16 protein-coding genes are annotated in these 24,368 nt (G+C 29.2%); 8 read left to right on the plus strand and 8 right to left on the minus strand.

The window, feature by feature from the left end; genetic code table 11:
• Position 1 precedes the first annotated feature (1 nt).
• The 4 genes from K5Q05_RS02525 (at position 2) to trxB (ending at position 11,304) form a co-directional block, all read left to right on the plus strand.
• Complete coding sequence (locus K5Q05_RS02525) at positions 2 to 6,988, plus strand: SpiroCoCo family coiled-coil protein (RefSeq protein WP_133017141.1); 6,987 nt, start codon at positions 2 to 4, stop codon at positions 6,986 to 6,988.
• A 14-nt stretch (positions 6,989 to 7,002) separates the two neighbouring features.
• On the plus strand, positions 7,003 to 8,559 hold the full coding sequence (gene pheS, locus K5Q05_RS02530) for a phenylalanine--tRNA ligase subunit alpha (protein ID WP_025443664.1): 1,557 nt from the start codon (positions 7,003 to 7,005) through the stop codon (positions 8,557 to 8,559).
• Positions 8,552 to 10,246: a phenylalanine--tRNA ligase subunit beta gene (gene pheT / locus K5Q05_RS02535; protein WP_025443663.1), complete on the plus strand. Its 1,695-nt coding sequence runs from the start codon at positions 8,552 to 8,554 to the stop codon at positions 10,244 to 10,246. The genes pheS and pheT overlap by 8 nt, the downstream gene beginning before the upstream one ends.
• An 80-nt stretch (positions 10,247 to 10,326) precedes the next feature.
• On the plus strand, positions 10,327 to 11,304 hold the full coding sequence (gene trxB / locus K5Q05_RS02540) for a thioredoxin-disulfide reductase (RefSeq protein ID WP_025443662.1): 978 nt from the start codon (positions 10,327 to 10,329) through the stop codon (positions 11,302 to 11,304).
• 27 nt (positions 11,305 to 11,331) lie between these two features.
• Here the strand turns inward: trxB and rlmB are convergent, their stop codons facing one another.
• Genes rlmB through grpE form a run of 4 tightly spaced genes read right to left on the minus strand, consistent with a single transcriptional unit; the run spans position 11,332 to position 15,652 of the window.
• A complete protein-coding gene (gene rlmB, locus K5Q05_RS02545) occupies positions 11,332 to 12,066 on the minus strand; it encodes a 23S rRNA (guanosine(2251)-2'-O)-methyltransferase RlmB (RefSeq protein ID WP_025443661.1) in 735 nt (244 codons plus the stop codon).
• 2 nt (positions 12,067 to 12,068) lie between these two features.
• Complete coding sequence (gene dnaJ, locus K5Q05_RS02550; RefSeq protein ID WP_025443660.1) at positions 12,069 to 13,169, minus strand: molecular chaperone DnaJ; 1,101 nt, start codon at positions 13,167 to 13,169, stop codon at positions 12,069 to 12,071.
• Positions 13,169 to 15,067, minus strand: coding sequence for a molecular chaperone DnaK (dnaK, locus tag K5Q05_RS02555; RefSeq protein ID WP_025443659.1), 1,899 nt, complete (start codon positions 15,065 to 15,067; stop codon positions 13,169 to 13,171). Before dnaK ends, dnaJ begins: the two co-directional genes overlap by 1 nt.
• A gap of 36 nt (positions 15,068 to 15,103) precedes the next feature.
• Positions 15,104 to 15,652, minus strand: coding sequence for a nucleotide exchange factor GrpE (gene grpE / locus K5Q05_RS02560; RefSeq protein WP_025443658.1), 549 nt, complete (start codon positions 15,650 to 15,652; stop codon positions 15,104 to 15,106).
• Between the two features lie 259 nt (positions 15,653 to 15,911).
• On the opposite strand from grpE, the gene K5Q05_RS02565 reads away from it, so the two are divergent.
• Positions 15,912 to 16,394, plus strand: a complete 483-nt coding sequence (locus K5Q05_RS02565) for a glutathione peroxidase (protein ID WP_025443657.1) — start codon at positions 15,912 to 15,914, stop codon at positions 16,392 to 16,394.
• A gap of 43 nt (positions 16,395 to 16,437) precedes the next feature.
• Entirely contained in the window at positions 16,438 to 17,982 is a 1,545-nt protein-coding gene (gene nadE / locus K5Q05_RS02570; RefSeq protein WP_044003512.1) for an NAD(+) synthase, read from the plus strand.
• 141 nt (positions 17,983 to 18,123) lie between these two features.
• Here nadE and K5Q05_RS02575 read toward each other — a convergent pair whose 3' ends face one another.
• On the minus strand, positions 18,124 to 18,579 hold the full coding sequence (locus K5Q05_RS02575) for a hypothetical protein (protein ID WP_025443656.1): 456 nt from the start codon (positions 18,577 to 18,579) through the stop codon (positions 18,124 to 18,126).
• Between the two features lie 116 nt (positions 18,580 to 18,695).
• Here K5Q05_RS02575 and K5Q05_RS02580 point away from each other — a divergent pair, with 116 nt between their 5' ends.
• On the plus strand, positions 18,696 to 20,504 hold the full coding sequence (locus tag K5Q05_RS02580; protein ID WP_025443655.1) for a hypothetical protein: 1,809 nt from the start codon (positions 18,696 to 18,698) through the stop codon (positions 20,502 to 20,504).
• Positions 20,497 to 21,282, plus strand: a complete 786-nt coding sequence (locus K5Q05_RS02585; protein WP_025443654.1) for a type III pantothenate kinase — start codon at positions 20,497 to 20,499, stop codon at positions 21,280 to 21,282. The genes K5Q05_RS02580 and K5Q05_RS02585 overlap by 8 nt, the downstream gene beginning before the upstream one ends.
• Before the next feature lie 135 nt (positions 21,283 to 21,417).
• Here the strand turns inward: K5Q05_RS02585 and K5Q05_RS02590 are convergent, their stop codons facing one another.
• Genes K5Q05_RS02590 through K5Q05_RS02600 form a run of 3 tightly spaced genes read right to left on the minus strand, consistent with a single transcriptional unit; the run spans position 21,418 to position 24,110 of the window.
• Positions 21,418 to 22,224, minus strand: a complete 807-nt coding sequence (locus K5Q05_RS02590; protein ID WP_025443653.1) for a TIGR02757 family protein — start codon at positions 22,222 to 22,224, stop codon at positions 21,418 to 21,420.
• On the minus strand, positions 22,211 to 22,822 hold the full coding sequence (locus K5Q05_RS02595) for a glucosaminidase domain-containing protein (protein WP_025443652.1): 612 nt from the start codon (positions 22,820 to 22,822) through the stop codon (positions 22,211 to 22,213). Before K5Q05_RS02595 ends, K5Q05_RS02590 begins: the two co-directional genes overlap by 14 nt.
• Position 22,823: 1 nt before the next feature.
• A complete protein-coding gene (locus K5Q05_RS02600; protein ID WP_025443651.1) occupies positions 22,824 to 24,110 on the minus strand; it encodes a hypothetical protein in 1,287 nt (428 codons plus the stop codon).
• Positions 24,111 to 24,368 lie beyond the last annotated feature (258 nt).

Below are 24,368 nucleotides of genomic sequence, written 5' to 3' on the forward strand. Positions count from 1 at the left end.
TATGGTAGATTTTGTAACCATTTTGATTAATCTCTTATTGGTTTTTATAATTTTATTTATTTATAGGCAGTATGATAGACGTTCAAGAGCTTTAGATAAGATTAAAAAATTTATCGATATTGCTAAGGATAATCTTGAAGATTTTATTGATGAGAAGACAAAAGAGATTAATAATCTTGCTGTTGATATGGAGGCATATCAACGTTCTAGTATAGAGATCATAAAAAGAATAGATGAAGTTCAGCAAAAAATTAAAAATAAAAGTAATGATTTTGCAGAAGTTGAAAAGAAAATAGCTTATCACGATTCCATGCTGAAAGAGCTAGATGACATGGCCCTTAAGGTACAAGACAATATACAAAGACTTCAAATGGATGGAAAAATAGTAGATAAACTTTCAAAAACCTTAAAGAATTTTAATACTCAGATTGATTCTGTTGATTCTAGATTAAGTACAGTTTTTGAAAAGTTTGATAAGACAAATAGGGAAAATCTTGAGGCAATCAAGATTGAGAGTTGGGATAAATTTGATAATACTATTAAAGAATTTAGTGTGAGAGTAGATAATCTGGACAGAGATCTTATTTCTTATCAAGAATCTTTGGTAATGCTTGAAGAGAGAAAGATAGAAATGTTAGATAGGGGTAACGAAAAGCTTGAGAGTGAGTTTAAGACGTTTTTGCTTAAGATGGAATCTAGTATAGATAATTATGATAAATCAATGAAGGATTCTTTTATTATATATGAAAATAAATGTAAATCAATCGAAAATTCCCTTGATCTTATTATGGAACAAGCTAAGACTAAGATTAATGATAAAGAAGATTTTATTTTAACCAGATTGAATGAAGAGCTACAGATAAAGTTTGATGAAGTCTTTATGTATGTTGATGAGCGTTCCAATCAGATGAGAAATAAACTTGAAGGCAAATTGAAATTAATAGATGATGAAATTTCTTCTGTCAGTTCTGTTTTTAAGGACAATACCTATTCTAGATTGAATTCTCTTGAAGAGACTATAAAACAAGAAATGAGACAGTATGAAGAGCAATTTGCAGATATTTTGGAGCAATTTAGAGTTCAAGTTGAATCTAATGTTGGAGATATTTATAAAGAATATGGTATTAAGATAAATCAATTTGATCAAAACATAAAAGAGAGAATAGAACGTAGTTTAGAAAATGCTAATTTGAGAATAGAAAGTGTTCAGAGTAACGTTTTAACATTGCTTGATGGCTTTGAAAGAGATTCTAATAGAATATATGTTGAATTTAAGGAAAAAGTTAAAGGGGATATTGATAATTTTAATGAGAATATATTTTCAAGGGTTAATAATGTTGGAGGTGAGTTGGAATTAAGGATTTCAAATGTTACCACAGATATTAAAGATAAGATCTCCAAGTTGGATAATAGAGTATACTCAGATCTTGAAAAAATAAATGAAAGATTTGTTAGTGGCTATTCATATTTAGATACTAGTATTAGTTCAAAGTATGAAACTCTCTTAGAAACTTTGAAATTAAAAAGTGGTGAATTAGAGACTCAGCTGGAAAATAGTTATAAAAATGTGACAGATAAGTTTGATCGTTCTATTAATGATTTTACTTTTAAGTATGATGAAAGATTTAATAAAATCTCTGAGAGATCAGATTCTGATTATCAAAATTTTGAAATTACTAGCAAAAAGATAAAAGAAGGTATAAGTTCTTTAAATGATTTGTTGGTTAAAGATTTTGAGACTTTAAGAAGAGATTTTGAATCCAATTTGAATAATGTGGTTACTGATATTAATCATGAGTTATCTGATTTAAAGAGTCGTTATGGAGAGGATATAGGTGAATTTATTAGGCAAATGGAATCTAGCAAGTTGCAGCATGAACATTGGCAAAGGGAAGTAAATTCTAATTTAGAAAATGTTAAGTTTGATTTAAGTAGAACAAATGAAGAATTTTTAAATTTGATTGAAGTTCAAAGAACAAAAGGAAAAGAACTTAGTGAGAATATTTTCAATGAACTCTCAGAACATATTCAAAAGAAAGCAATGGACATGCATAATAATTGGAAAAATGAGCTTATTGTTTTAAACAAATCTTTACTTGATATTAAGATTTCAAGTGAAGATTTACTTTTATCAGTTTCTTCAAAGATCGAGTCTTTTGAAAAAGATGTTGGTGAAAGGCTTGAGTATGTAACATTAAAGACAGAGGACTTTGAAAGTTCAATATTAGATAAGTATAAAGAATTAAGAGATATGTCATATAATAACAGTGAAGGAATTTTATCTGGGGTTAAGGACTTTATAGATAATCAGGCTGAAATAATTCACGATAAAGTCATTATAATGCTTAATGAGCTTAATGAAGGATTTTCGAATAGAGAGGAGTTAATTAAAGAAAAAATAGAAGAGCTTGATTATAGAGTTAAAGACTTTAAAGTTGAGTGTGAGGATGTTTTAAATAAAATTAGGTCAGATCTTGATGGATTTATTGAATCTAGGGTTCAGAAAGTGTCTGAAATTAAAATAGATAATCAAAAGCAAATAGATGATTTTTTAAATAGATTATCAGAAGATATTTTAAGCAAAAGGGATATACTTAATGGTGAGATAGATAGTAAGCTTAATGATTGGCAAGGTAAGTTGAGTGAAATATCTGTTAATGTTGAGAATGTATTATCATCAGGGAAGATTGATATAACTTCTATCGATTCTGAGATTACTTTAAAAATTGGTGAGCTTAAGACTACTTTTGAAAGTCTTGAGGGTTATTATCTTGAAAAAATAGATGAATTTAGAAATCAAGGAAATGTATATTCAGATGAGCTTCTGAAAAATATTATGAATCATTTTGATGCAGATACTAAGCAACTTGAGGAAAGTTTATCTAAGAAATTTGCTACAGTTTTAAAAAGATCAGAAGAGTTTGTTAAGGAAGTTGATAGTTTGCTTAATGATAAGAGGACAGATATTACTTCATTCCAGTCAAGTATTGATATTACTATTGATTCTTTGAACTCAAGATTTAATGATGTGGGTAGAGAAATTAATGAGAAATATAATAAAGTGATATCTGATTCTAGAGAATATTCAGAAATCCTCGCAAATAAATTAGAGAATGAGATAGGATATGATATTGAAAATTTAAATAGAAGACTTGCAGATAAAATAGATGTGCTTAGTAAAAATATGGATGAAAGTTTGGAAAGTTTTAAATCATCTTTTGATGTATCAAAGTATCAAGTTGAAAATTTTGAGATTAAGCTTAAGGACATAATAGAAGAAGAGGAATTAAGGATTGGTGCATTGCTTAAAGAAGTTGAGCAGCAGTATAGAATTAGGCGAGAAGAAGCAATTGATTATAGGAGAAATATAGATAATGATATTGCTCAATTAAGAGAGCACTTTGTAGAAGTAATTAATGAACTTAAGAATAATATTGAGGATAAATCTGATTTTTTAAATGATCTTTATAAAGAAAGATTCAAGATTATTGAGAATAATTTTGATGAGAGATATTTAGCATTTTTTATTGAGAGCGAAGGTGCTATTTCAAAAATTCGAGATGAAATATATAAGATACTTGCAGATAATGATGAGCATTTGAAGACAAAAATTTCTGATATGGAGCATCATTTTGAGATGATTGAGGAAAGGTCAAAAGAAATTTTGGAACTTGAAGAAGATCTAGGAAAGAGAATACAAGAAAATAATAGTAGAATATATCATCAATTTGATACCATTAAATCTGGCATTGAAGAGGAAATGAAAGCTCAATTTGATATGTGTATGATGAAAGCTACTGCTTCAATTGATGATGAGATTAAAAAGTATGAGCATGGAATTAATGAGAGGATATCTGCTCTTCAGTTAATTGAAAATAGTTTTGCAATGATAGAGAAAGATTTAAAGGCTAAGATTAGTGAATCTCATAGTGAGTTAGGCAAGATTCTAGATTTAAGATACAGTGATATTGAGGATAAGTATGATGAGAGACATTTACTAATAGAGAAAAAAATAGATGATAAGACTAATTCTATTGATGAGATGATTGCAGAGAAATATGCAGAACTTGAGGGTAAGTATGATGAGAGACATTTACTAATAGAGAAAAAAATAGATGATAAGACTAATTCTATTGATGAGATGATTGCAGAGAAATATGCAGAACTTGAGGGTAAGTATGATGAGAGACATTTACTAATAGAGAAAAAAATAGATGATAAGACTAATTCTATTGATGAGATGATTGCAGAGAAATATGCAGAACTTGAGGGTAAGTATGATGAGAGACATTTACTAATAGAGAAAAAAATAGATGATAAGACTAATTCTATTGATGAGATGATTGCAGAGAAATATGCAGAACTTGAGGGTAAGTATGATAAGAGGCATTTACTAATAGAGAAAAAAATGGATGATAGAACTAATTCTATTGATGAGATGATTGCAGAGAAATATGCAGAACTTGAGGGTAAGTATGATGAGAGACATTTACTAATAGAGAAAAAAATAGATGATAAGACTAATTCTATTGATGAGATGATTGCAAATAAATATGCAGAACTTGATAGTAAATATTTCAATATGCATCTTGATATGGAAAATAGATTAAATACATGTGTGTCTGAGCTGAGTGCAGAACTTTTTCATTCAAGTGAAAAGATGGACAGTGAGATTAAGGAGCAATTGAGGACTCTTGGTGAGCTTAAAGTAAATTTGAGTAATATTGAAGGAGATGTGTTAAAACTTAAGGAGGATTCTTATCACAATGTGTCATCCCATCTTAAACTTCTTGAAGAGGATTTTTGTGAAGATTTAAAGACAAGGAGCGAAAATCTAAAAACTTCTTTAGAGAAGTTTGTAACATTCTCAGAGCAAAGAATCGGGGATTTAGAAAAAGATATAATGAAGAGCTTAGAAGATAAAACTGTTCTTTTGCATAACTTTAAGATTGAAATTGATCGGGAACTTATGCTTAATAAAGAAAGTCTTTGCTCAGAATTTAATAAAGAGTTTGATATCAGAAAACAAGATGCAGAAAGTAAGATAATTTTAATGGAGACTGATGTTACCAATCGAATAGATGAGTTTATTAGATTGGTAGACAATCGTCAAAATAGTGTTGACTCTTGGTTTTTAAAAATTAAAGATGATATGACAAGTTGGCAAGAAAATACTTATAAAGATCTTGAAGAGCAAGCAGGCATTACAAAGCGGAATTTAATTGAAATTAAGAGTGATGTTTCTACTATTGAGAGTGGCTTAGAAATTGTTAGAGGCAGTGTTAAGCAAAGAGCAAAAGAAATTTTTGATCGTTTAAATGGAGATATTGAGGAATTTGAGAACAGGTCTTATCTTAACTTGAAAAATATTTCAGATAATGTTCAGGATAAAGTTTTAAATATTGAAACTTTCATGGATTCTAAGATTAGATCTATAGATGATAAGATAAGTTCGCTTGTAGAAGAGATTGCAACACAAGTGGAGATTAAATTTTTAAGTCAGCAGAAAGATATTGAAGATAAAATTATTGAGACTAATGAGAAATTAGAATATGAATTAAATCTAATGACTTCTAAGATTGATGAGGAAAAGCAAAAAATTTCAAGCAAATTTTTAAGTGATAAGGATAGTTTTGAATCTCAAGTGAAATTGATGCAGGATGATATTTGGAGGATTTCTGAAAAATTGAATACATATAGAGTGGATATTGAAAGAACGATTAGAGAAAATTATGATTCTTTTTCCAGTTCTGTTAAAGAGGAGTATGTTGCTTTTGAAAATGAAATTAAGAATAGTATGCATTATTCAGAAGAAGATATAAAATCTTTAAAAGATAGCTTGAGGGTTCAAGTTAATAGCATAGAGTCTGAGTTTAAGGATACATATAATCAAATGATTAAGGGTATTGATGAAAATATATCACAGCTTAAGTTAAAGGTGTTGAACTATGATAGTGATCTGAGTCATTTTATTGATGATATGAAGGATAATTTAATTGTATACAAGGCTGATTTGAGAGAAGAGCTTGATAGTCGCTATGCTACCATAAGTGCTAAGCTTGAGAATTTTAAAAAGCTTGAAATTGAACTTCATAGAAATAATGAGATTCTTAAAGAAGTTTATTATTTCAAAGATAACTTGGAAAAGTTACGGGAAAATTTAGCAAAAGAAATTAATCTTGTTCAAGTATATAAGGATAACTTTGAAGATATTAGTAGAGAAATTGAGGATATTAAAGGTAAATCATCAGATGTTGTTAAAGTATTTAATGATTTAAAGATGCATCAAATGGATATACAGGAAATTAAAAGAGATCTTGGTCAATTTCTTGAGTTTTATGCTTCCTTTAAAGAGAGATATAAGAAATTTACAGAATCTTATGATGAAATTCAAATTTACAAAACTAAGCTTAGGGAGATAAAGGAAGAGCAACATAGTATCCTTGACAATTATGATAGGATTAGTAATAAAGATAGTATATTAAAATCTACATTAGAATCTGTTGATAAAAATTTTGATTTAATAAGTGAAATAGAGGATAGAATGCAGGCCTTATTGAAGGAGAGTGCTGGGTTTCAGCAGAGTCTTGTTGATTTGAGAGATATTATGTCAGAACTGTTAATAAATAAAGATTTATCACAGGAAGTGCTAAATAATGTTCAAACTCTTAAAGAAATGGTAGGGGAGATTGAAAATAAATTAGAACATACTAGGGATATAAGAGAAAAGGTTGCTAAATCTGAGACGAGACTAGAAAATTTAAATATTGCTGCGGAGGAGAGAATTAAAACCCTTGGAATTCTTGTAAAAACAGAATCTAAGTATAAGGATAATGTTGGTCTTAATAATGAAACAGTCAGAGATTCTGTCATTAAACTTATGAGACAGGGTTGGAGTGTCTTGGAAATTTCAAGGGCTACTAAATTATCTGTTGGAGAGGTTGAGCTTATTTTGGAGCTTGGAATTAGTAATAAAAGTGATGATTAATGGGATACACTTTGATGGAAAGTAAATTTGATATAATAAAGACATTACATCCTCTTGAGATGAAGGTAATTTTAAATTATGAGGAGGGAGATGAAATTTTTGCCTTAAGGCTTTCTGAGGACTTATTTTATAATGAGGGGCAATCCAATAAAACAATTGAATGGCTTGTTTCTAAAGGTATTCTTAGGGAAACTTTTAGAAAGATTAATGTGTCTTATCGTCTAACTGAAAAAGGTTTTGATGCTTTAGATAATGGTTCGATTGAAGAGAGGATAGTTAATCTTGTATCTAGAAAAACAGTTTTAGTTGCCAATTTGTCTTCAGAATTAGGAGTTGATGTTAGGGATGCTGGCAAGGCATTTGGTAATTTATCTAAGGAGGGGGTTCTCTCTTTGGGATTGGGAAAAGAAATTATTGTTAAGGATTTGAAAAAGCGTTCTAATTATAAAGTAGTTAAAGAATTACTTGCAAAAGCTAGGTGCTGCGATCTTTTCGAAGATAATTTATCCCAAGATGAATTATTAGTTATTGCTAATTATTCTAAGAAGAAGGGTGCTAGCAGTGTATTATTTAAGGTAATAGAAAAACTAGACTTAAAATTTGAATTTTCTAAGTTTGGGGTGGAGATAAGATCTGAACTTAATAAAAATAATCTAACAGGTGGTGATGAGATTGTAAAGTTGACCCCTGAGATGTTAAAAAGTAAATCTTATGAGAATAAAAAATTTAGAGCTTATAATATTCACGTTTCGTCGAATAAGACCTTTATTGGGCGTGCCAATCCTTATTCAGAGTATATTGCTAGCGTTAAGGATAATCTTGTAAGTCTTGGTTTTGAGGAATTTGATGGGCCTTTGGTAGAAAGTGAATTTTTTAATAATGATGCTCTTTTCATGCCTCAATTTCATCCTGCACGAGATTTAAGGGATGTTTATTATATAAAGGAACCAAATTCATTACAATCTTTGCCAGAGCCTTATTTTTCTAATGTTAAGGCTGTTCATGAAAATGGTTACATTACAGGTTCAAGAGGTTGGAGATATGATTTTAGCAAAAGTATTTCGAAAAGGTTGGTACTTAGAACTCAAGGTACAGTGCTATCAGCAAAGCAATTAATTAATGCAAAAAATCCTGGTAAATATTTTGGAATTGTTAGATGTTTTCGATATGATCAAGTTGATGCTACTCATGGCACTGATTTTTATCAAACAGAAGGAATTGTTCTTGGGAATGATGTCAATGTTAAAACTTTACTAGGGCTTCTTGAAATTTTTGCCAAAAAACTGGCTGGTGCTACCGAGATCAAGTATGTTCCTGCTTATTTTCCATTTACAGAGCCTTCAATTGAGGTTCATGTGAAGCATCCTGTTCTTGGTTGGTTTGAGTTAGGTGGGAGTGGTATTTTTAGACCAGAAGTTACAAAACCCTTTGGAATTGATGTTCCCGTTATTGCTTGGGGTATTGGTATTGATAGAATGGCTTTAATGCATTTAGGTTTAAGTGATTTAAGGGAGCTTTTTACCCATGATATTGGTGATGTTGTGTTGAGGCGAGGGAAAATAAATGCCTAAGATTGAAATTTATAAAAGTATTTTATTAGAAAAAATGGGAAAAGATTTGACAACTTTTGAGCTTGAGTCTATCCTTGAAATGTCAAAAGCTGAAATTTGTGAATTTAATACGTCGAATGATAAAATAAAAATTGAATTTAATGACACAAATAGACCAGATTTGTGGTCTTGTGTAGGGCTTGTGCGTCAAATGAAGATACACCTTTTTGGTAAAATACCTTCGTTTGGATTTTTCTCAATGGCAGATAATTTGCAGAAATTTTACGGTGAAATTTTGGTTAGTCCTGAAGTATTTAGTATTAGGCCTTTTATTTTTGGGTTTTTGGCAAAAGGAATGATTTGTGATGAAAAAATGCTTGAAACTTTAATTCAGTTGCAGGAAAAGCTTTGTAATAACTATGGACAAAAACGTAAAAGAGTTGCAATGGGAATTTACTCATTAACTTCTATTAGATTTCCGTTAAGGTATATTGCTTGTGGCTCTGAGTATAAATTTATTCCTCTAGGTATGGATACTGAAATGTCTATTTCAGAGATCAATAAGGAACATCCTAAGGGAATAGAGTATGCATCAATTCTTAAAGATTTTGATCAATATCCTTTATTGTTAGATTGTAAGGATAAGGTTCTTTCTTATCCGCCAGTGATCAATTCTCATGATATTGGAGCTTTAAAATTAGGTGATACCAATTTATTTATTGAAGTTACAGGAACTGATATAGAAGCTACTTTATTGTCTTTATCAGTTGTTTCTTGCGATTTGCATGATATGGGTTTTGAGATTTTACCAATAAAGACCGTTTTTCCTGAGGAGACTCTATTTGGAAAAGAAATAGTTTGTCCTTATTATTTTCAAAATACTGTAGATGTTAATGTTGATAGTGTTAATAGGATGTTTGGTAGTAATTTAACAATAAATGATATGTGTCTTGAATTAAAAAAATTAGGAATATCTGCTTTTTTGAAGGAACAAGATAAGTTTTATATTGTTCCTCCTGTTTATAGGAATGATTTTCTTCATGAAGTGGATGTTATTGAGGAAATAATGATAGGCAAGGGACTGGGTAGTTTTAAGCCAGAGCTTCCAAAAAGTTTTACTTTAGGAAGATTAAGTCAAGTAGAAGAGTTTTCAAGAAAGATTAGAGATTTAATGATTGGAATGGGATTTCAGGAGATGATTTATAATTATCTGGGGTCTAGGAGAGATTTTATTGAGAAGATGAATATTGAGGGTAATGAACTTTTAAGTGTTGCTAATCCAATGACAGAGAGTTATGAGTATATTAGGGCCTCAATAGTACCTGATTTGCTTAAATCTGAGAGTATTAGTTCCAATTTCCCTTATCCGCATAAGATTTTTGAGATCGGTAAGGTAGCTTTAAAAGACTTAAATAGTGTTGATGGCACTATTACTTATGATAATTTGGCTTTTTTAATGGCTGATAGAGATTTTTCATTTAATGAGATTAATTCTTTAGTTTCGTCTCTTTTTTATTATTTGAATATTGAAGTTAAATTAAGAGAATCAAATAGAACTCTTTATATAGACGGTAGAGGTGCTGATATTTTCATTAATGATACTATTATAGGTAATTTTGGTGAAGTGTCACCTTACATATTGAGCAATTTTGGAATTATGGTCCCATGTTGTGCTTTAGAGATTAATCTTAATAAGTTTTTAAATTAATGCAAATATTTTTGTCATTATATGACATTTGGATACAGTTATATTTTCACAAGTGAGGCGGGAGTGGGGGATGTGTATTAATGTTAGAGTTTGAATCGCTGGATATAAAAAAGAGTAATAAAAAGATTATAAGAACGGAGCTAAATTCTGTTAAGGATGTAATCATTGTTGGTTCAGGACCTGCGGGGATTACGGCTGGAATCTATGCTGTTATGAGTGGATATAAGACAGTTATTTTAGAAGGTCCTGAACCTGGAGGGCAGCTTACAACAACTACAGAAGTATATAATTATCCAGGCTTTAAAAATGGTGTGAGTGGAAGAGAATTAATGTCAAATATGAGAGATCAAGTTATAAATTTAGGTGCTACCACTTATCTTGAGACTGTAAGTGCCATAGAGAAGAGGAATAATATTTTTTATCTCTTTACTGATAATTATATTTATAAAAGCAAGGCTGTTATTATTGCAGTGGGATCAGTACCTAAAAAGTTGGATACTCTTAAGAATTCGGATTTATTTTGGAATAAAGGTATTTCTGTGTGTGCGATCTGTGATGGCCATCTTTTTAAAGGAAAAACTGTTGCAGTGCTCGGTGGAGGCAATACGGCAATCTCGGAAGCTATTTATTTAAGTAAGTTATTAGAAAAAGTATATGTTATTGTGAGAAAGGATTATTTGAAAGCCATTGCTATGCTAAAGGAAGATGTCAAAAAGTTATATAATGTTGAAATTTTATATAACTGTGATGCAATAGAAGTTAATGGAAATAATTTTGTATCTAGTATTCAGATTGTAAATAATAAAGATAATTCTGTTTTTAAGTTAAGCATAGATGGAGTATTTATTGCTATTGGTTATAAGCCAAATACAGAATTTTTAAAGGGATTTTTAGAATTGGATGAAGATGGATATATCTTAACTCAAGATCTTGTTAAGACTAGTGTTGAGGGTGTATTTTCTTGTGGTGATGTTAGTAATAAGTTTTATGCTCAGGCTATTACGGCTGCTGCTGAAGGATTTCTGGCGTCTGTTGAGCTTAGAAACTTTCTACAATAACTAGATTTACTCTAATTATGTAAAGTGTTAAATCAAATTAAGTTGTCTTTTTATTTCAAATATTAAGATTCCTGTTGAAACTGATACATTTAGTGAATCTATTTTGCCTCTAGTTGGAATTTTTATCAGAAAGTCTGAATTTTCTTTTATTAATTTGTGTATTCCTTTGCCCTCATTTCCCATAATAAGTACAATTTTATTATTATTTATTTTAATGGTATTTATTGCCTTTCCTTTAATATCGCTGGCATATATCCAAAATCCATTTTTTTTCAATTGTTTTATTACATTGTTTATGTTTGAAACTATCAGTTTGTTGACATATTGACTTGCTCCAGAACTAGTACGTAAGATGGTTGAGTTGTCTTTTACACTTCGTTTCTGGCTAGTAATTACAAGATCAATTCTAAATTGTTCTGATGTTCTAAGAATTGCTCCAAAATTTTGAGGATCTTCTATTCCATCAAGTATTAATATGAATACGTTGTTTTTATGTTCAAATTCTTCTAAGTATTCTTCTAAACTTTTATCTTGTTTTTTTGTATTGTTAGATTTTGGAGCAATTAGTTTTAATGCAAAGCCCCTATGATTGTTGGTTTTAATTACCTTAGCAAGATCATTAACTTTTATTATTTTAAGGTTATATTTTTTTGCTAATTTTTCAATGTTTGTACTCTTTGGACTTGTTTTTGAAATATATAATTTAAGCCCTTTATTGTTTTTGATGCTTTCAATTATTGAATTGGCGTGTGTAATATACATACCTAAACTGGTCTTAAAGTTGTCTCATCAGTGTCTTTGATTTCCTTGCTTAAAGCTTCCATTAAGTTAGTGGCATCGTAACTTAGATTTTGAGGGGTTTTTATTTTAACAATCAAGATGAGATTTCCAAGTTTTTCTGTCTGTAGTATTGGCATGCCTGCATTTTTGATGATAATTTGTTCATTATTTTCTATACCCTTTGGAATCTTTATTTCAATCTTTTTTCCTGCTATTGTTTGTATTTTTACTTCTTTTCCAAGTGCTGCTTGAGTAAAGCTTATTGGAAGAGTTGCATATAGGTCTTTGCTATTTCTTTTGAAGATTTTATGGGGCTTTATAGATACTCTTATATATAGATCTCCATATTGTTGATTGTCAGGATTTATACTGCCTTTTCCTCTCATTTTTATTTGCTGGGAATCATCAATTCCTGCTGGAATTTTTAGTTCAATTGTTTCTTTATGTTTTATACTTCCAGTACCTTTGCATGATTTACAAGGATTTGATACTATTTTTCCATTTCCATGGCATTTTTGGCATGTAGTTGTTACTCTAAAAAAGCCTCCCCCTTGCATTACTCTGCCGCTACCATTACACATGTTGCATGTTGAAGGACTGGTGCCTTTTTCAGATTTTTTTCCAACGCAAGATTCACATAACATATTTCTTGTGATATTAATCTTATTTTGATATCCCAGGTAAGCATCTTCAAGTGATATTTCTATTTGGTACGTTATATCTTGACCCTTTGAATTCTGGTTACTTCTCTCTTGTCCACGTCTTCCAGTAAAAAATGAATCAAAAATATCGCCAAAATCCTCAAAAATGTCTGAAAATCCATTAAATCCGCTGGAAAACCCACTAAATCCTGATCCTCCGCCTTCAAAAGCTGTGTGTCCGAATCGATCGTATTGAGTTCGCTTGTTGTCATCTCCTAAAACTTCATAGGCCTCTGTTGCTTCTTTAAAAATAGATTCAGCTTCTTTGTTGTCTTTATTCTTATCAGGATGATATTTAATTGCTATTTTTCTATATGCTTTCTTTATTTCATCTTTTGAGGCTCCTTTTGAGAGCCCCAAAATTTCGTAATAATCTTTTTTCACTATTTTTTATCCTCATCAACAACTTCGTAATCAGCTTCTTTGCTTTCACTACCTGCATTGTTTTGAGTATTATCTTCATTTGATGATTTAGCTTGAACGTCTTTGTACATCATTTCAGCTATTTTATAAGAAGCTTGTTGAAGTTCTTCTGTTTTTGATTTAATTAAAGATATATCTAAGCCTTCTAATGCATCTTTAAGAGCTTTTATTTTATTTTCAATAGCTTCCTTGTCTTCACTTGTTATTTTGTCTCCATATTCTTGTAGAGATTTTTCTGTTTGGTAAATTAATGAATTAGCTGTGTTTTTTACTTCTATGCTTTCTTTTAGTTTTTTATCTTCCTCAGCATGGGCTTCAGCATCCCTAACCATTCTTTCAATTTCGTCCTCAGATAGTCCTGATGATGACTCAATTCGAATTTTTTGTTCTTTCCCAGTTCCCATATCTTTTGCGGAAACATGAACTATTCCGTTTGCATCAATGTCAAAGCTAACCTCTATTTGTGGCACTCCTCTTGGTGCTGCTGGTATTCCGTCAAGAATAAAATTACCTAGTATTCTGTTTTGTGATGCCATTTCACGTTCACCTTGCAGTACTTTAATGTCTACTGAGGTTTGATTATCTGCTGCTGTTGAGAATACCTGGCTCTTTTTGGTAGGAATTGTAGTGTTTCTTTCAATTAGTTTTGTCATAACTCCGCCAAGTGTTTCAATACCTAGTGATAGAGGTGTAACATCAAGGAGTACCATATCTTTAGTTTCTCCTGTTAAGATTCCACCTTGAATTGCAGCTCCTATTGCAACGGCTTCATCAGGATTTACACCCTTATTTGGCTCTTGCCCAAATATTTCTTTTACTATTTTTTGAATGGCTGGTATTCTTGTAGAGCCTCCAACAAGTATTACTTCGTTTATATTAGAAGCTTTAAGTCCAGCATCTTTGATAGCCTTAAGGCATGGTTCTTTTGTTTTTTGAACTAAATGATCTACCATCTGTTCAAATTTTGCTCTTGTGAGAGTGTATTGTAAGTGCTTGGGTCCATTTGCATCAGCTGTGATGAATGGAAGGTTTATTGATGCTTCTTGAGCACCTGATAGTTCTATTTTTGCCTTTTCTGCTGCTTCTTTTAGTCTTTGAAGTGCCATTTTATCGTTTGAAAGGTCAATAGTACTATCTTTTTTGAATTCAGTAATTAAGTATTTAATGATTTCGTCGTCAAAGTTATCTCCTCCAAGATGAGTATCCCCGTTGGTTGATTTGACTTCAAAAACACCGTCTCCAAGTTCAAGTATTGAAATATCGAATGTTCCTCCACCAAGGTCATAAACCGCAACTATTTCTTCGTTTTTTTTCTCAATTCCATAGGCGAGAGCTGCAGCTGTTGGTTCATTAACAATTCTTTTAACATCAAGTCCAGCAATTTTGCCGGCGTCTTTTGTTGCTTGTCTTTGTGCATCGTTGAAATAGGCTGGAACAGTGATTACAGCTTCAGTAACTGTTTCTCCTAAATATGCTTCAGCTGTTTCTTTCATTTTTGTAAGAGTTGCAGCTGATATTTCTGGTGGTGACATTTGTTTTTTTATGTTAGAAATGTTTACACGCGCATCTCCGTTTTGACCTTTTTCTACTCTATAAGGAACCATTTTGATTTCACTTTCAACTTCATCAAATCTTCTTCCCATGAATCTTTTTATTGAATATATGGTATTCTCAGGATTTGTAACCATTTGATTTTTTGCAACTTGTCCTACAAGCCTTTCACCTTTATTTGTATAAGCTACAATTGATGGAGTAGTTCTTCCTCCTTCCGAATTTTGTATTACAACGGGTTTTCCATGCTCCATTATAGCTACACATGAATTTGTTGTTCCAAGGTCAATTCCTATTATTTTTCCCATATAAAGCCTCCTTTTATTATTTTTGATTTCTAATAATTAATTTTTGCTTTGTGCCACTTTAACTTTTGCAGTTCTTAATACCCGATTATTATAGCAATATCCTTTTTGGTATACTTCTACAATTTCAGGAATTTTAGCTCCTTCTTTTTCTTCTATGCTTATTGCTTCATGTTGACTTGGATCAAAGTCTTCTCCTGGCTTGCCAAACTTTTTCAAGCTATATTTTTTGTCGAAGCTTGAGAGTATTTCATTTTCAATCATACTAATTCCTGATAATAGAGTGTCAAAGTCTTTTGATTGTTTTGATGAATCTATTGCTCTTTCTAAATTGTCAAGAAAATTGATTATATCTTTCATTATGTTTTCATTTGCAAATTTAATAAAATTTTCTTTGTCTTTTTCAAGTCTTTTTCTAAAATTTTCAAATTCTGCTTGTTTTCTTAAATACAGATCTTTTAGATTTGAAATTTCATTTTCTAGTTCAGTAATTTTTTTCTCCATGCTAGAACTGTCTTTATTTGGGAGTGTGTCATTTTCTTGTTCTTTAATTTTTTCAGTTGCTTCGCATTTTTCTTGTTCTTCCACTTTAGCCTCCTTTTATAAAGCATTTTATCTTCAAAGAGAAGATTTTACAAATTTTTTATTGAAAAATTTTTTATGAATTTGATTCATTTTAATTATTTTTAAAGAATGTATTTTGATTATTAAGTTATATTAGTATAATATTTACACATATTTTGAAATTAATTAATTACTATGTGTACTTTTTTGTCAAAGTAAAAAAATAATTGTTTATTTGTTTGTTTAAATTTTGTTTGAAAGAATATATTGAGGGGGTTTTTATATGAGTGTGTATGGTTTTAGAGTAAGGCTTGCGTCAGGGCCTGAGATTTCTCTTTCGGATTACATGCATAAGGTATTACTTATAGTTAATGTGGCAAGTAATTGTGGTTATACAAATCAATATTATGATTTGGAAATGCTTTATAAGATATATAAGAGGAGAGGATTTTTCATATTGGGATTCCCTTGTAATCAGTTTGGATTTCAGGAGCCTGGGTCAGATAGTGAGATTTTAAAATTTTGTCATACGGTTTATAATGTTTCGTTTCCTATTTTTTCTAAAATTGATGTTGATGGTGAAAATGCACATCCTCTATATAAATATCTTATAGAACATTCTCCATGGAACTTAAGGGGAAGAATTCGTTGGAATTTTACTAAATTTTTAATAGATAGAGAAGGCAGAGTGGTAGATAGATATGAGTCTAAGATATCTCCAGTTAATTTTAGGGATAAAATTGAAAAATTCTTAAAGATGATTTAGAACTTTATTGTAACTTTGTCTGTTATTGCTTATTATTTCCTTTGTGAAAGTATGTATAGTGCAGACAAAGTTCAGATTTTTTGAGTATGATAAAATCCTAGGTGAATTTGAGAAAATTTATGAATATGCCCTTAAAAATAAAGTTGATATTTTAGTCTTTCCTTTTATTTTTGTTGGTGGTGTTGAGTATGAGCATTTGTTTCATAGAGCAGAATATTTGAGGAAGGCTTTTGAGTGCTTTGATTTTATAAAGGAGCAAGTTGATGATAGACTTTGTGTTGTATTTGGGCATTATAGTTTCTATGAAGACAAATTATTAGATTGCATATCTGTGGTAAGTGATCATCGGTTTATATTTACAACTAAAGAAGTCAATATACCAGTTTTGTTTGATTATAAGGGAAAAAGTATTGCTGTCTTGAATTTGAATGATGAGCTTTTTTTTCAGGGATTTGAAGAAAGTTTTAATGATTATTTCAATAAATCTGATTATCTTTTAGTTCCATCAAAATCTTATTTTACTAGCGATAAAAATAACTTAAGACTTAAATTCTTCAAGGAGATAGCTATTAAAAATAATGTGGAAGTTGCTTATGCCAATTTGTATGGTGTTTTTGACTCTATTGTATTTGATGGCTTGAGTTTTTTTATTAATAAATATGGAAAAATAAAACAAGCTAGGAAATTTGAAGATGATATTTTACTTAATGATGGATTTTATGATTTAAAACTTGACTCTGAGTATGAAATTCTTGATAAGCTTATTGAAGCGTTAGTAATTGCTTTAAGAGAGTATGCTTATATTTCTAGATTTGATAAAGTTCATTTAGGTGTTTCTGGAGGCATTGATTCTGCTCTTGTTGCTTATATTGCATGTGTTGCTTTGGGTGCTCATAGAGTTGTTGGCATTTCTATGCCTAGTAGGTTTTCATCAAAAGGATCTGTTTCTGATGCAAAGGAACTTGCTAAAGAGTTGGGATTTAAATTGATTGATATGCCTATTGAGAGCATGTTCAAATCTGCTTTGGAGTTTTTTGATGGGTATTTTAATACAAAGGGAACTACTAAAGAGAATATTCAATCAAGACTTAGAGGTCTTTTTTTAATGTCTTATAGTAATGCAAATAATTCTTTGCTTCTAAGTACTGGGAATAAAAGTGAACTTGCTGTTGGTTATTATACCCTTTATGGTGATTCTTGTGGAGGAATTTCTTTAATTGGTGATCTATTTAAAAGGGATGTTTATAATCTTGCAAAATATATTAATTTAAAAGAAAGAAGAGCGGTTATTCCTGTTAATATTATTGTGAAAGAGCCTTCTGCTGAGTTAAAGCTCAATCAAAAGGATAGTGATTCTCTTCCCAGATATGAAGTTCTTGATGAGATCTTAAGTCAATATTTGATTGAAAATAAGTCCTTGGATTTACTGTATAAGTCTTTTGGCAAAGAACTAATTACAAAGGTGTTGGACTTTTATTCTGGTAGTGAGTATAAAAGAAGGCAAAGTCCTATGATAGTTAAAGTTTCAAGAAAAGCTTTTGGTAGTGATATTATACTTCCTATTCCGAAAGTTGTCTTAACTAAGTAAAAATAGTAATAATGGGATATAAGATAGTTTTATTGAAAAAAGGTTGATATGATGTTTTAAATTTGACATGTCAATTTTTACTTAAGCTAAAAGATAGGTTAGGGGGGGTATTCTTAACTATTTAAGGGAGTATGTAAGGATTTATTTGTTTTTAGTTTTTTGTTCCTTGGTATTTTTTTTAGACATTTTTTTGTTTTGGTTGATATTTGAGTTATCAAGAGATTTTAATAGTTTATTTAGTGTCCAATTTGAAAACTTGATATAAAGCTTTTTAATTGGATTTTTTGTATTTTTCAGTAACACTTTTAGAGATTCAATATTCATTATAGTTATTATTTCTTTTAAATTTTTTGGCAAGTTATTGAAGATCTTAGAACCAACTTTATGTCCTTCCATGATGAAGTTTTGAAGCATCATTTGCTCTTTTTTTTGTAACCTTTTCATGTATAATTTCAATATTCTTTCTTGTGAACTCATTATTTCTGAATTTATTTTTTCTTGTTTTTTTGATATTTTTTTATTTGATTCAATAATAGGTTTCTTAGGAAGAGATTTATATGGATTTGTTCCTGGGATGTAATTTTTTGGAATCTTCATTTGCCTTTACTCCTATTTTTGTTAATGAATATGTGCTTTTATTAATTTTATTAAGTTTTTTGCGTTTATACAACCGATATTGATATTTTAATTCTTTATTATTAATATTGAATTGTATGCAAAGATATTTGGGCCTAAGCTTTTTTTACTTGTTGATTGGTATATTGTTTTTATTTTTGGTTGTTTTTGTTCAGTTTAGAGGCTTAAGTTCGAGTGTATTTTTGTTAAAAGATTTGAAGTTTTTAGTTAACAATAAGTTTGAGGATAGTCAATCTGTTTTGGATAGTCTTGTTATTAGTTTAAGGGGAATTAAGATAAACTTATCTAAGGTCAAGCCACTTGTTATTCCTGAAACTGGGCTTCATTTGTATCCAATTTCTTATAAAGTGCAGGATGATGCAATTTTTGTTTATTTTGAAAATAATATTTTCTTATTATTTGCGTTCGATTCAAATGATAATTTTAATATTAGTTCAAATCTTTCTAAGAAACTGATAATGAGTTATGAAATTGAGGGTGATTATAAAATTTTATTTGATGAAAATATTATAATTAATGGTGCAGATAGCTATTTTAAAGTTTTTTTGGGAAAACATAGTAAGATTAATGAAAAGGAAATTTCAGTTAGTCCTCAAGAAATTTTTCAGATCGGTAATTTGATTGAAAAATCTAAAAAGTCAGAGGAATTTGTGTCTAAATCATCTTTTAAGGATACACTTTCAGATGTAAATTATTCTGTTTTATATCCATTAATTAAGACTGTAGATAAGAAGGATTTTGACTCAGAGTTAGCTTTATTTAGAGATAAAGCCTATGATGCTTGGACTAACGAGTCAAGATTTAGTGTTAAGAAGGGTGGATGGCGTAAAGGTAATATATATTCTTTTCATGAGGATATATTTATTTATCTTTTGGCTGAGTCTTTGATGAGACCTAATTATGAGGATATTTTTTTAAAGCTTAAATCTTTAATAAATCTTAATAAAGATCAATTGACATATTTAAGTGTGAATTATTATCTTGATGAAGAAAAACTTGAGCAATTTTTGCATTATTTATCTGTAAATAAAACTTTTATTGATTCTCTTGAGTTGGATAAGCTTTTAGGATATTTGAAAGAAGATGCTTATCTTTTAGAGAAGATTTTTTTATCTGAAAATGTTTCCATTTTAAATGGTGCGTTAAATATTTTAAGGAATCCAGAAGTAATATTGACTTCTGGATTTAATTTAATTCAAGCTTATAATGTGCTTTCTAATTATCTTGTATTTTTGAAATTTGATAATGATAATTTTGTTATTGGGAGACTGAAAGGAGAGCTAACTAAGTTTATATCTACTTTATTTTCTGTAACTAGTAATGGAGAAGTGTATATTTCTGATGATAAGAGTGATTTATCTAGAGATTTAAAATATACACTGAAGATTTCAGGCTTACTTAAAAGACTTGCTTACCAATTGAGCGATGATTTAATGTTAAATTTTGCTTTTAATGCTATTTATTATTCTTTAATTAAGCCTGATGTTGATCAGATTCCTTGTGAAGATTATTATGCTGATATTTTTGATAATGATTATATTCCAAAGTTCAGCTTATTTCCAAATATTGGAGTTGGTAATTGGATTTATGCTGCGTCAAAAATTGTAAATTTTAACTTTTCTGATGCTTTTTATTCTATTGATTTTGAGCGTAATTTAAATTCACCTGGGTATTTATTTTTTAAAGGTATTTCAAATCCTACTTTGGTTCGATTTAGGGATATTAATTGGTTCACTGATCCTCAGTTTTACATATATTCTGATGGATGGAGATATTACTTTGATAATAAGATGTTGGTTTTAAAAATAACACCTAAAAGAATAAGTGATACTAATATTCTATTAAGATTTGATAATGTAAAGTTAATTAGGAATGTTAATGAGTAAATTTTTTGGTACATCTTGTTTAATCATTGATATTGGCAATACAAGTATATCTTTTGCATTGTATGAGTTTAATAAAATTCAGGTATTTTGCAAGCTTGGAACAAGACGTGATTTGAGTTTCAAGGAGCTTTATGATTTTCTTAAATGTAAGTTTGACTGTAAGGTTGATAAGGTATTTGTAAGTAGTGTTGTGCCAGTTATTGATAAGGTATTCATAAATGTTATTGTTTCTATTTATAAGATAAATCCTTTGTTCATTAGATTTGATTTAAATTATAACTTAAGTTTTAATATTTATAATAGTCGTCGATTTGTATTAGGTTCAGATGTTTTTGCAAATCTTGTTGGAGCTATTGAGTTTTATAATGTTCATGATGCTTTAGTAGTAGATCTTGGAACTGCTTGTACGATTTTTGCTATTAGCAGGAAAGAAGGAATACTCGGTGGTCTTATTAATGGTGGACCTTTCACAAGTTTGAATTCATTAGTTCATAGTGCGTATCTTTTAAAAAATTTTAATCTTACAGTACCGAAAGAATTGCTGGGTGTTTCAACAATTGATAGTGTAAATAGTGGTGTCATTTATCAGTACAAGTATTTAATAGAAGGTGTTTATTATGAACTTGTGCGTGATTATGATAGGGCATTTAAGTTGATAATAACAGGCGGAAATTCTTATTTGATTTTACCTTTAATAAGCATAGATTTTGTTCATAATGTGTATTTGACTATTGAAGGAATTAGAATTTTAGGGAATGCATTTAAAGGAGATTATTAGTATTTATATTGGCAAATGTTTTTGTGTGCAATTATTAATACTATTAATACTGCAAATTTAAAGGTAACAATTTTTGAAAAACTGTAGTTATAGTGTTTTGATATAACTTATATTAAAGTTAGATATAGATATTTTTTAATGCTTGAAAATATTTGTAAATAATTCTTTTTTGTTAAATTTTCTGTTTATTCCAAAACGGGTTAAAGAAAAATCATATTTTACAGGATCGTCTTTATTGTTTTTTGCAAAGTATTTTGTAACTTCTATTGCTTTTTTAAGACTTATATTTTTATTGATTTGGATGTTAAATAGTTTTGATGAGATATCTGTCATGTGAATGTCCATTGGAACTATTAAATTTGATGAGCTGAATTTATCCCAAATTCCTAAGTCAACTTCATCTTTCCTTATCATCCATCTTAAAAATAGAAATAATCTCTTACAGGCACTCCCCTTTGAAGGTTTTGGCAGTATTATGCCAAATGATTGTCCATTGAGGTTTTCCATCTGTGTTATTAGATCGTCTAAACTTGATATGAAATTTTCATTTTTTTTGTAAATGTTATAGAGTAAATTTTCAATTGTTGAATAATGTTCTTTTATTCTCTTAAAAGACATGAGTAGTTTTACAATATCTTCTGTTTTGAAAAATCTATAAATAAAGTCCTTGTATATTATGTCTAAATCTTTTTTTTTAAGTATCTTGAGTGTTTCTGAGGGCTTATTCCCAAGTGGTTTTAAAACTGTGTCAATTGCTGATAATATTTTTTCAACTCTTCCTAGTGCTAATGAGGAGCTAATAAGACCCACAAGTTCAATATCTTCTTTTGTAGTATATTTGTATAAAAATTCTAGGGGATCAGGATGAACAAATTCTCGTTTATTATATTTACTGTATATAATTTCTAATACTTCTAATATAGTATTCTTATCTTTTTGCATTGTCGAATTCTAATAGTCCAAGCAATATTTTTTTTAATTTTTTATCGTAAAGTTTATCTTTTGCCCATTTCCCGGTAAGATCATATATTGTTGGAGCAGAACCTCTTTTTACTAAGTAAAATCTGGGATCAACCATACTGGATTTTATATTTTGACTTGAAGCATAAGCTTTTAAATGTTGAATATGGGCCCTTATTCCTTCTTTAATGTTAGGAAAAGAACTACCCTTTGTGAATTTATCAGTAGCTCCTATGCCTGAAAAATTGTGTTGTTCTTTAGAAACAATACCATTGAATTTTAAAATACCTGTTTCAAGTAGCATTTGAGCGTAGGCAATATCATAATTTATTCCTTCAATTAGCGCTTCATCTATATAAGTTTGTGCAATTGTTTTAACGTATTCTGTTTCAAGGTGGGGATTCATTTTTAATGTATATTTAACAAGATCTTCTATTTGACTTTTACCTTTACTTAGTAGAAAAGGAATATATTTTTCTTTTTGTATTTCAGTGTTTACTTCAATTATTTCTGTAATACAGTAACCTTTTACTGTTAGTAACATTAAAGATATTGCTAACAGTAAAAATATCTTTGGCATTTTAAGATCCTCTTTCTTCAATAAATTTATTTATTTCATTGATTATAAGATTAAATCTTTGTAGCATTAAGTTTTTATCTTTAAAAAAATTGAAACTTTCTAAATATCTTCTACTGAAGATAAAATCAGAAATTTCGCCAATATTATTCATGTTTATTATTTTTATAGGAGATGGCTCTACGTTTGCTTTTTCCCATTCATTTTCATCTTGATTTATTAATAGTTGCAATGTTTTTATATTTAAGTTTTGAGGTTTACCACCAATGTTTATATATTTATATATTTGTTTATTTGTGCTTATTATTGAATTTGCAATATTTGCTTGGTTTCCCATTGTAATTAGAATTAATTTATTTAAATTAATTCTCAGGCCTAGAAATTTTAATTTTTGAGTTGATTTAATAAGTTCGAGAACATTTTGAATCTCTGAAACTTCAGATGTTATATCTTTTCTATCGCTGAAGATTTTGATAGGTTCTACTAAATACTTAATAGTTGCATTTAAAGTATGAGTTAGCAAGCCTGCATTGTCATTTTTAATAAAATTATTAGTATTGATATGTTTGTATTTTGGCGCATATAGATAGACAATGTTTCCTTTTTTAACTAGTCTGTTTACAAATGATTTAAACATTGAATCATGAGAATAAAAAGGTAGAATTATTAAGATACTATCATATAGTTTTTGATTGTTGCTAATTGGAGCATCTTTATATACGTTTTCATATCGAGGAAGATAATTCATTTCATTTATGAAAAATGGGTTGAATTTATAAAACAAAAAAGGATTTTGACGTTTAAATCCTATAGTAAGATTAATTGGATACCAAATTGATAGGTTTAAATTATTCTTTTGATCTTTGATTTTTGTAAAACCTACTCTGTAGCTAGGATTTACATCTTCTGGATAATTTATAAATAAGCCAAGGTATGAAAATACTGTTGCGATAAGTACAATCATGATTGATGGTAGTATTATCATTATTTTAAAAGGGATATTCAAAATGATTCTTTTAATTTTATTGTCTTTACTATATTGTCTTCTTCTAAGAATTATTGTTTTTATAGTTTTAATAGCAGTTGTTATTAAAAAGAATAAGAATATTGTCCCAACATAGAACATTAATGGTCTGATTTCTGTTAGATATAGCGTAATTATAAAAAAGATTCCTGGAAAAATTATAAAATAATCTTCATAAGAAAATTCTCTTTTAAAATTGAATAAGTTTATTGCTAAGAATATACTAAAGCTGAGTAAAAATATTACTTCATAATATTGTTCATTCATAAAAAATAATTTATTCCTTAACTAATTATAAGCATAAAAATATTATTTACAACATAATTTATTGAGTTATAAAGCAAATAATAATGGTATAATTTAAGCGTTGTTTATTTTGTTTAACCTTAATTGATGATTGATATTGTGGTTGAAAATATCAAATTAGAATTTAGAATCATAAATGATTATGAGTAGTGTAGTTTGTAAGTTATTTTCCAAATACTTTATTTTTTAGTATTACACTGTTTTTTAGGTTAGGTTAAA

The sequence above is a fragment of the Borrelia miyamotoi genome (assembly GCF_019668505.1).
GTDB classification, from domain to species: Bacteria; Spirochaetota; Spirochaetia; order Borreliales; family Borreliaceae; genus Borrelia; species Borrelia miyamotoi.

Coding starts and splice junctions, on each gene's coding strand:
- K5Q05_RS02525 (WP_133017141.1), top strand. CDS start 2: ATGGTAGATTTTGTAACCATTTTGATTAATCTCTTATTGGTTTTTATA.
- pheT (WP_025443663.1), top strand. CDS start 8,552: ATGCCTAAGATTGAAATTTATAAAAGTATTTTATTAGAAAAAATGGGA.
- K5Q05_RS02585 (WP_025443654.1), top strand. CDS start 20,497: ATGAGTAAATTTTTTGGTACATCTTGTTTAATCATTGATATTGGCAAT.
- K5Q05_RS02590 (WP_025443653.1), bottom strand. CDS start 22,224: ATGCAAAAAGATAAGAATACTATATTAGAAGTATTAGAAATTATATAC.
- trxB (WP_025443662.1), top strand. CDS start 10,327: ATGTTAGAGTTTGAATCGCTGGATATAAAAAAGAGTAATAAAAAGATT.
- K5Q05_RS02595 (WP_025443652.1), bottom strand. CDS start 22,822: ATGCCAAAGATATTTTTACTGTTAGCAATATCTTTAATGTTACTAACA.
- pheS (WP_025443664.1), top strand. CDS start 7,003: ATGGAAAGTAAATTTGATATAATAAAGACATTACATCCTCTTGAGATG.
- K5Q05_RS02580 (WP_025443655.1), top strand. CDS start 18,696: ATGCAAAGATATTTGGGCCTAAGCTTTTTTTACTTGTTGATTGGTATA.
- K5Q05_RS02565 (WP_025443657.1), top strand. CDS start 15,912: ATGAGTGTGTATGGTTTTAGAGTAAGGCTTGCGTCAGGGCCTGAGATT.
- K5Q05_RS02600 (WP_025443651.1), bottom strand. CDS start 24,110: ATGAATGAACAATATTATGAAGTAATATTTTTACTCAGCTTTAGTATA.
- rlmB (WP_025443661.1), bottom strand. CDS start 12,066: ATGTATATTACACACGCCAATTCAATAATTGAAAGCATCAAAAACAAT.
- K5Q05_RS02575 (WP_025443656.1), bottom strand. CDS start 18,579: ATGAAGATTCCAAAAAATTACATCCCAGGAACAAATCCATATAAATCT.
- dnaK (WP_025443659.1), bottom strand. CDS start 15,067: ATGGGAAAAATAATAGGAATTGACCTTGGAACAACAAATTCATGTGTA.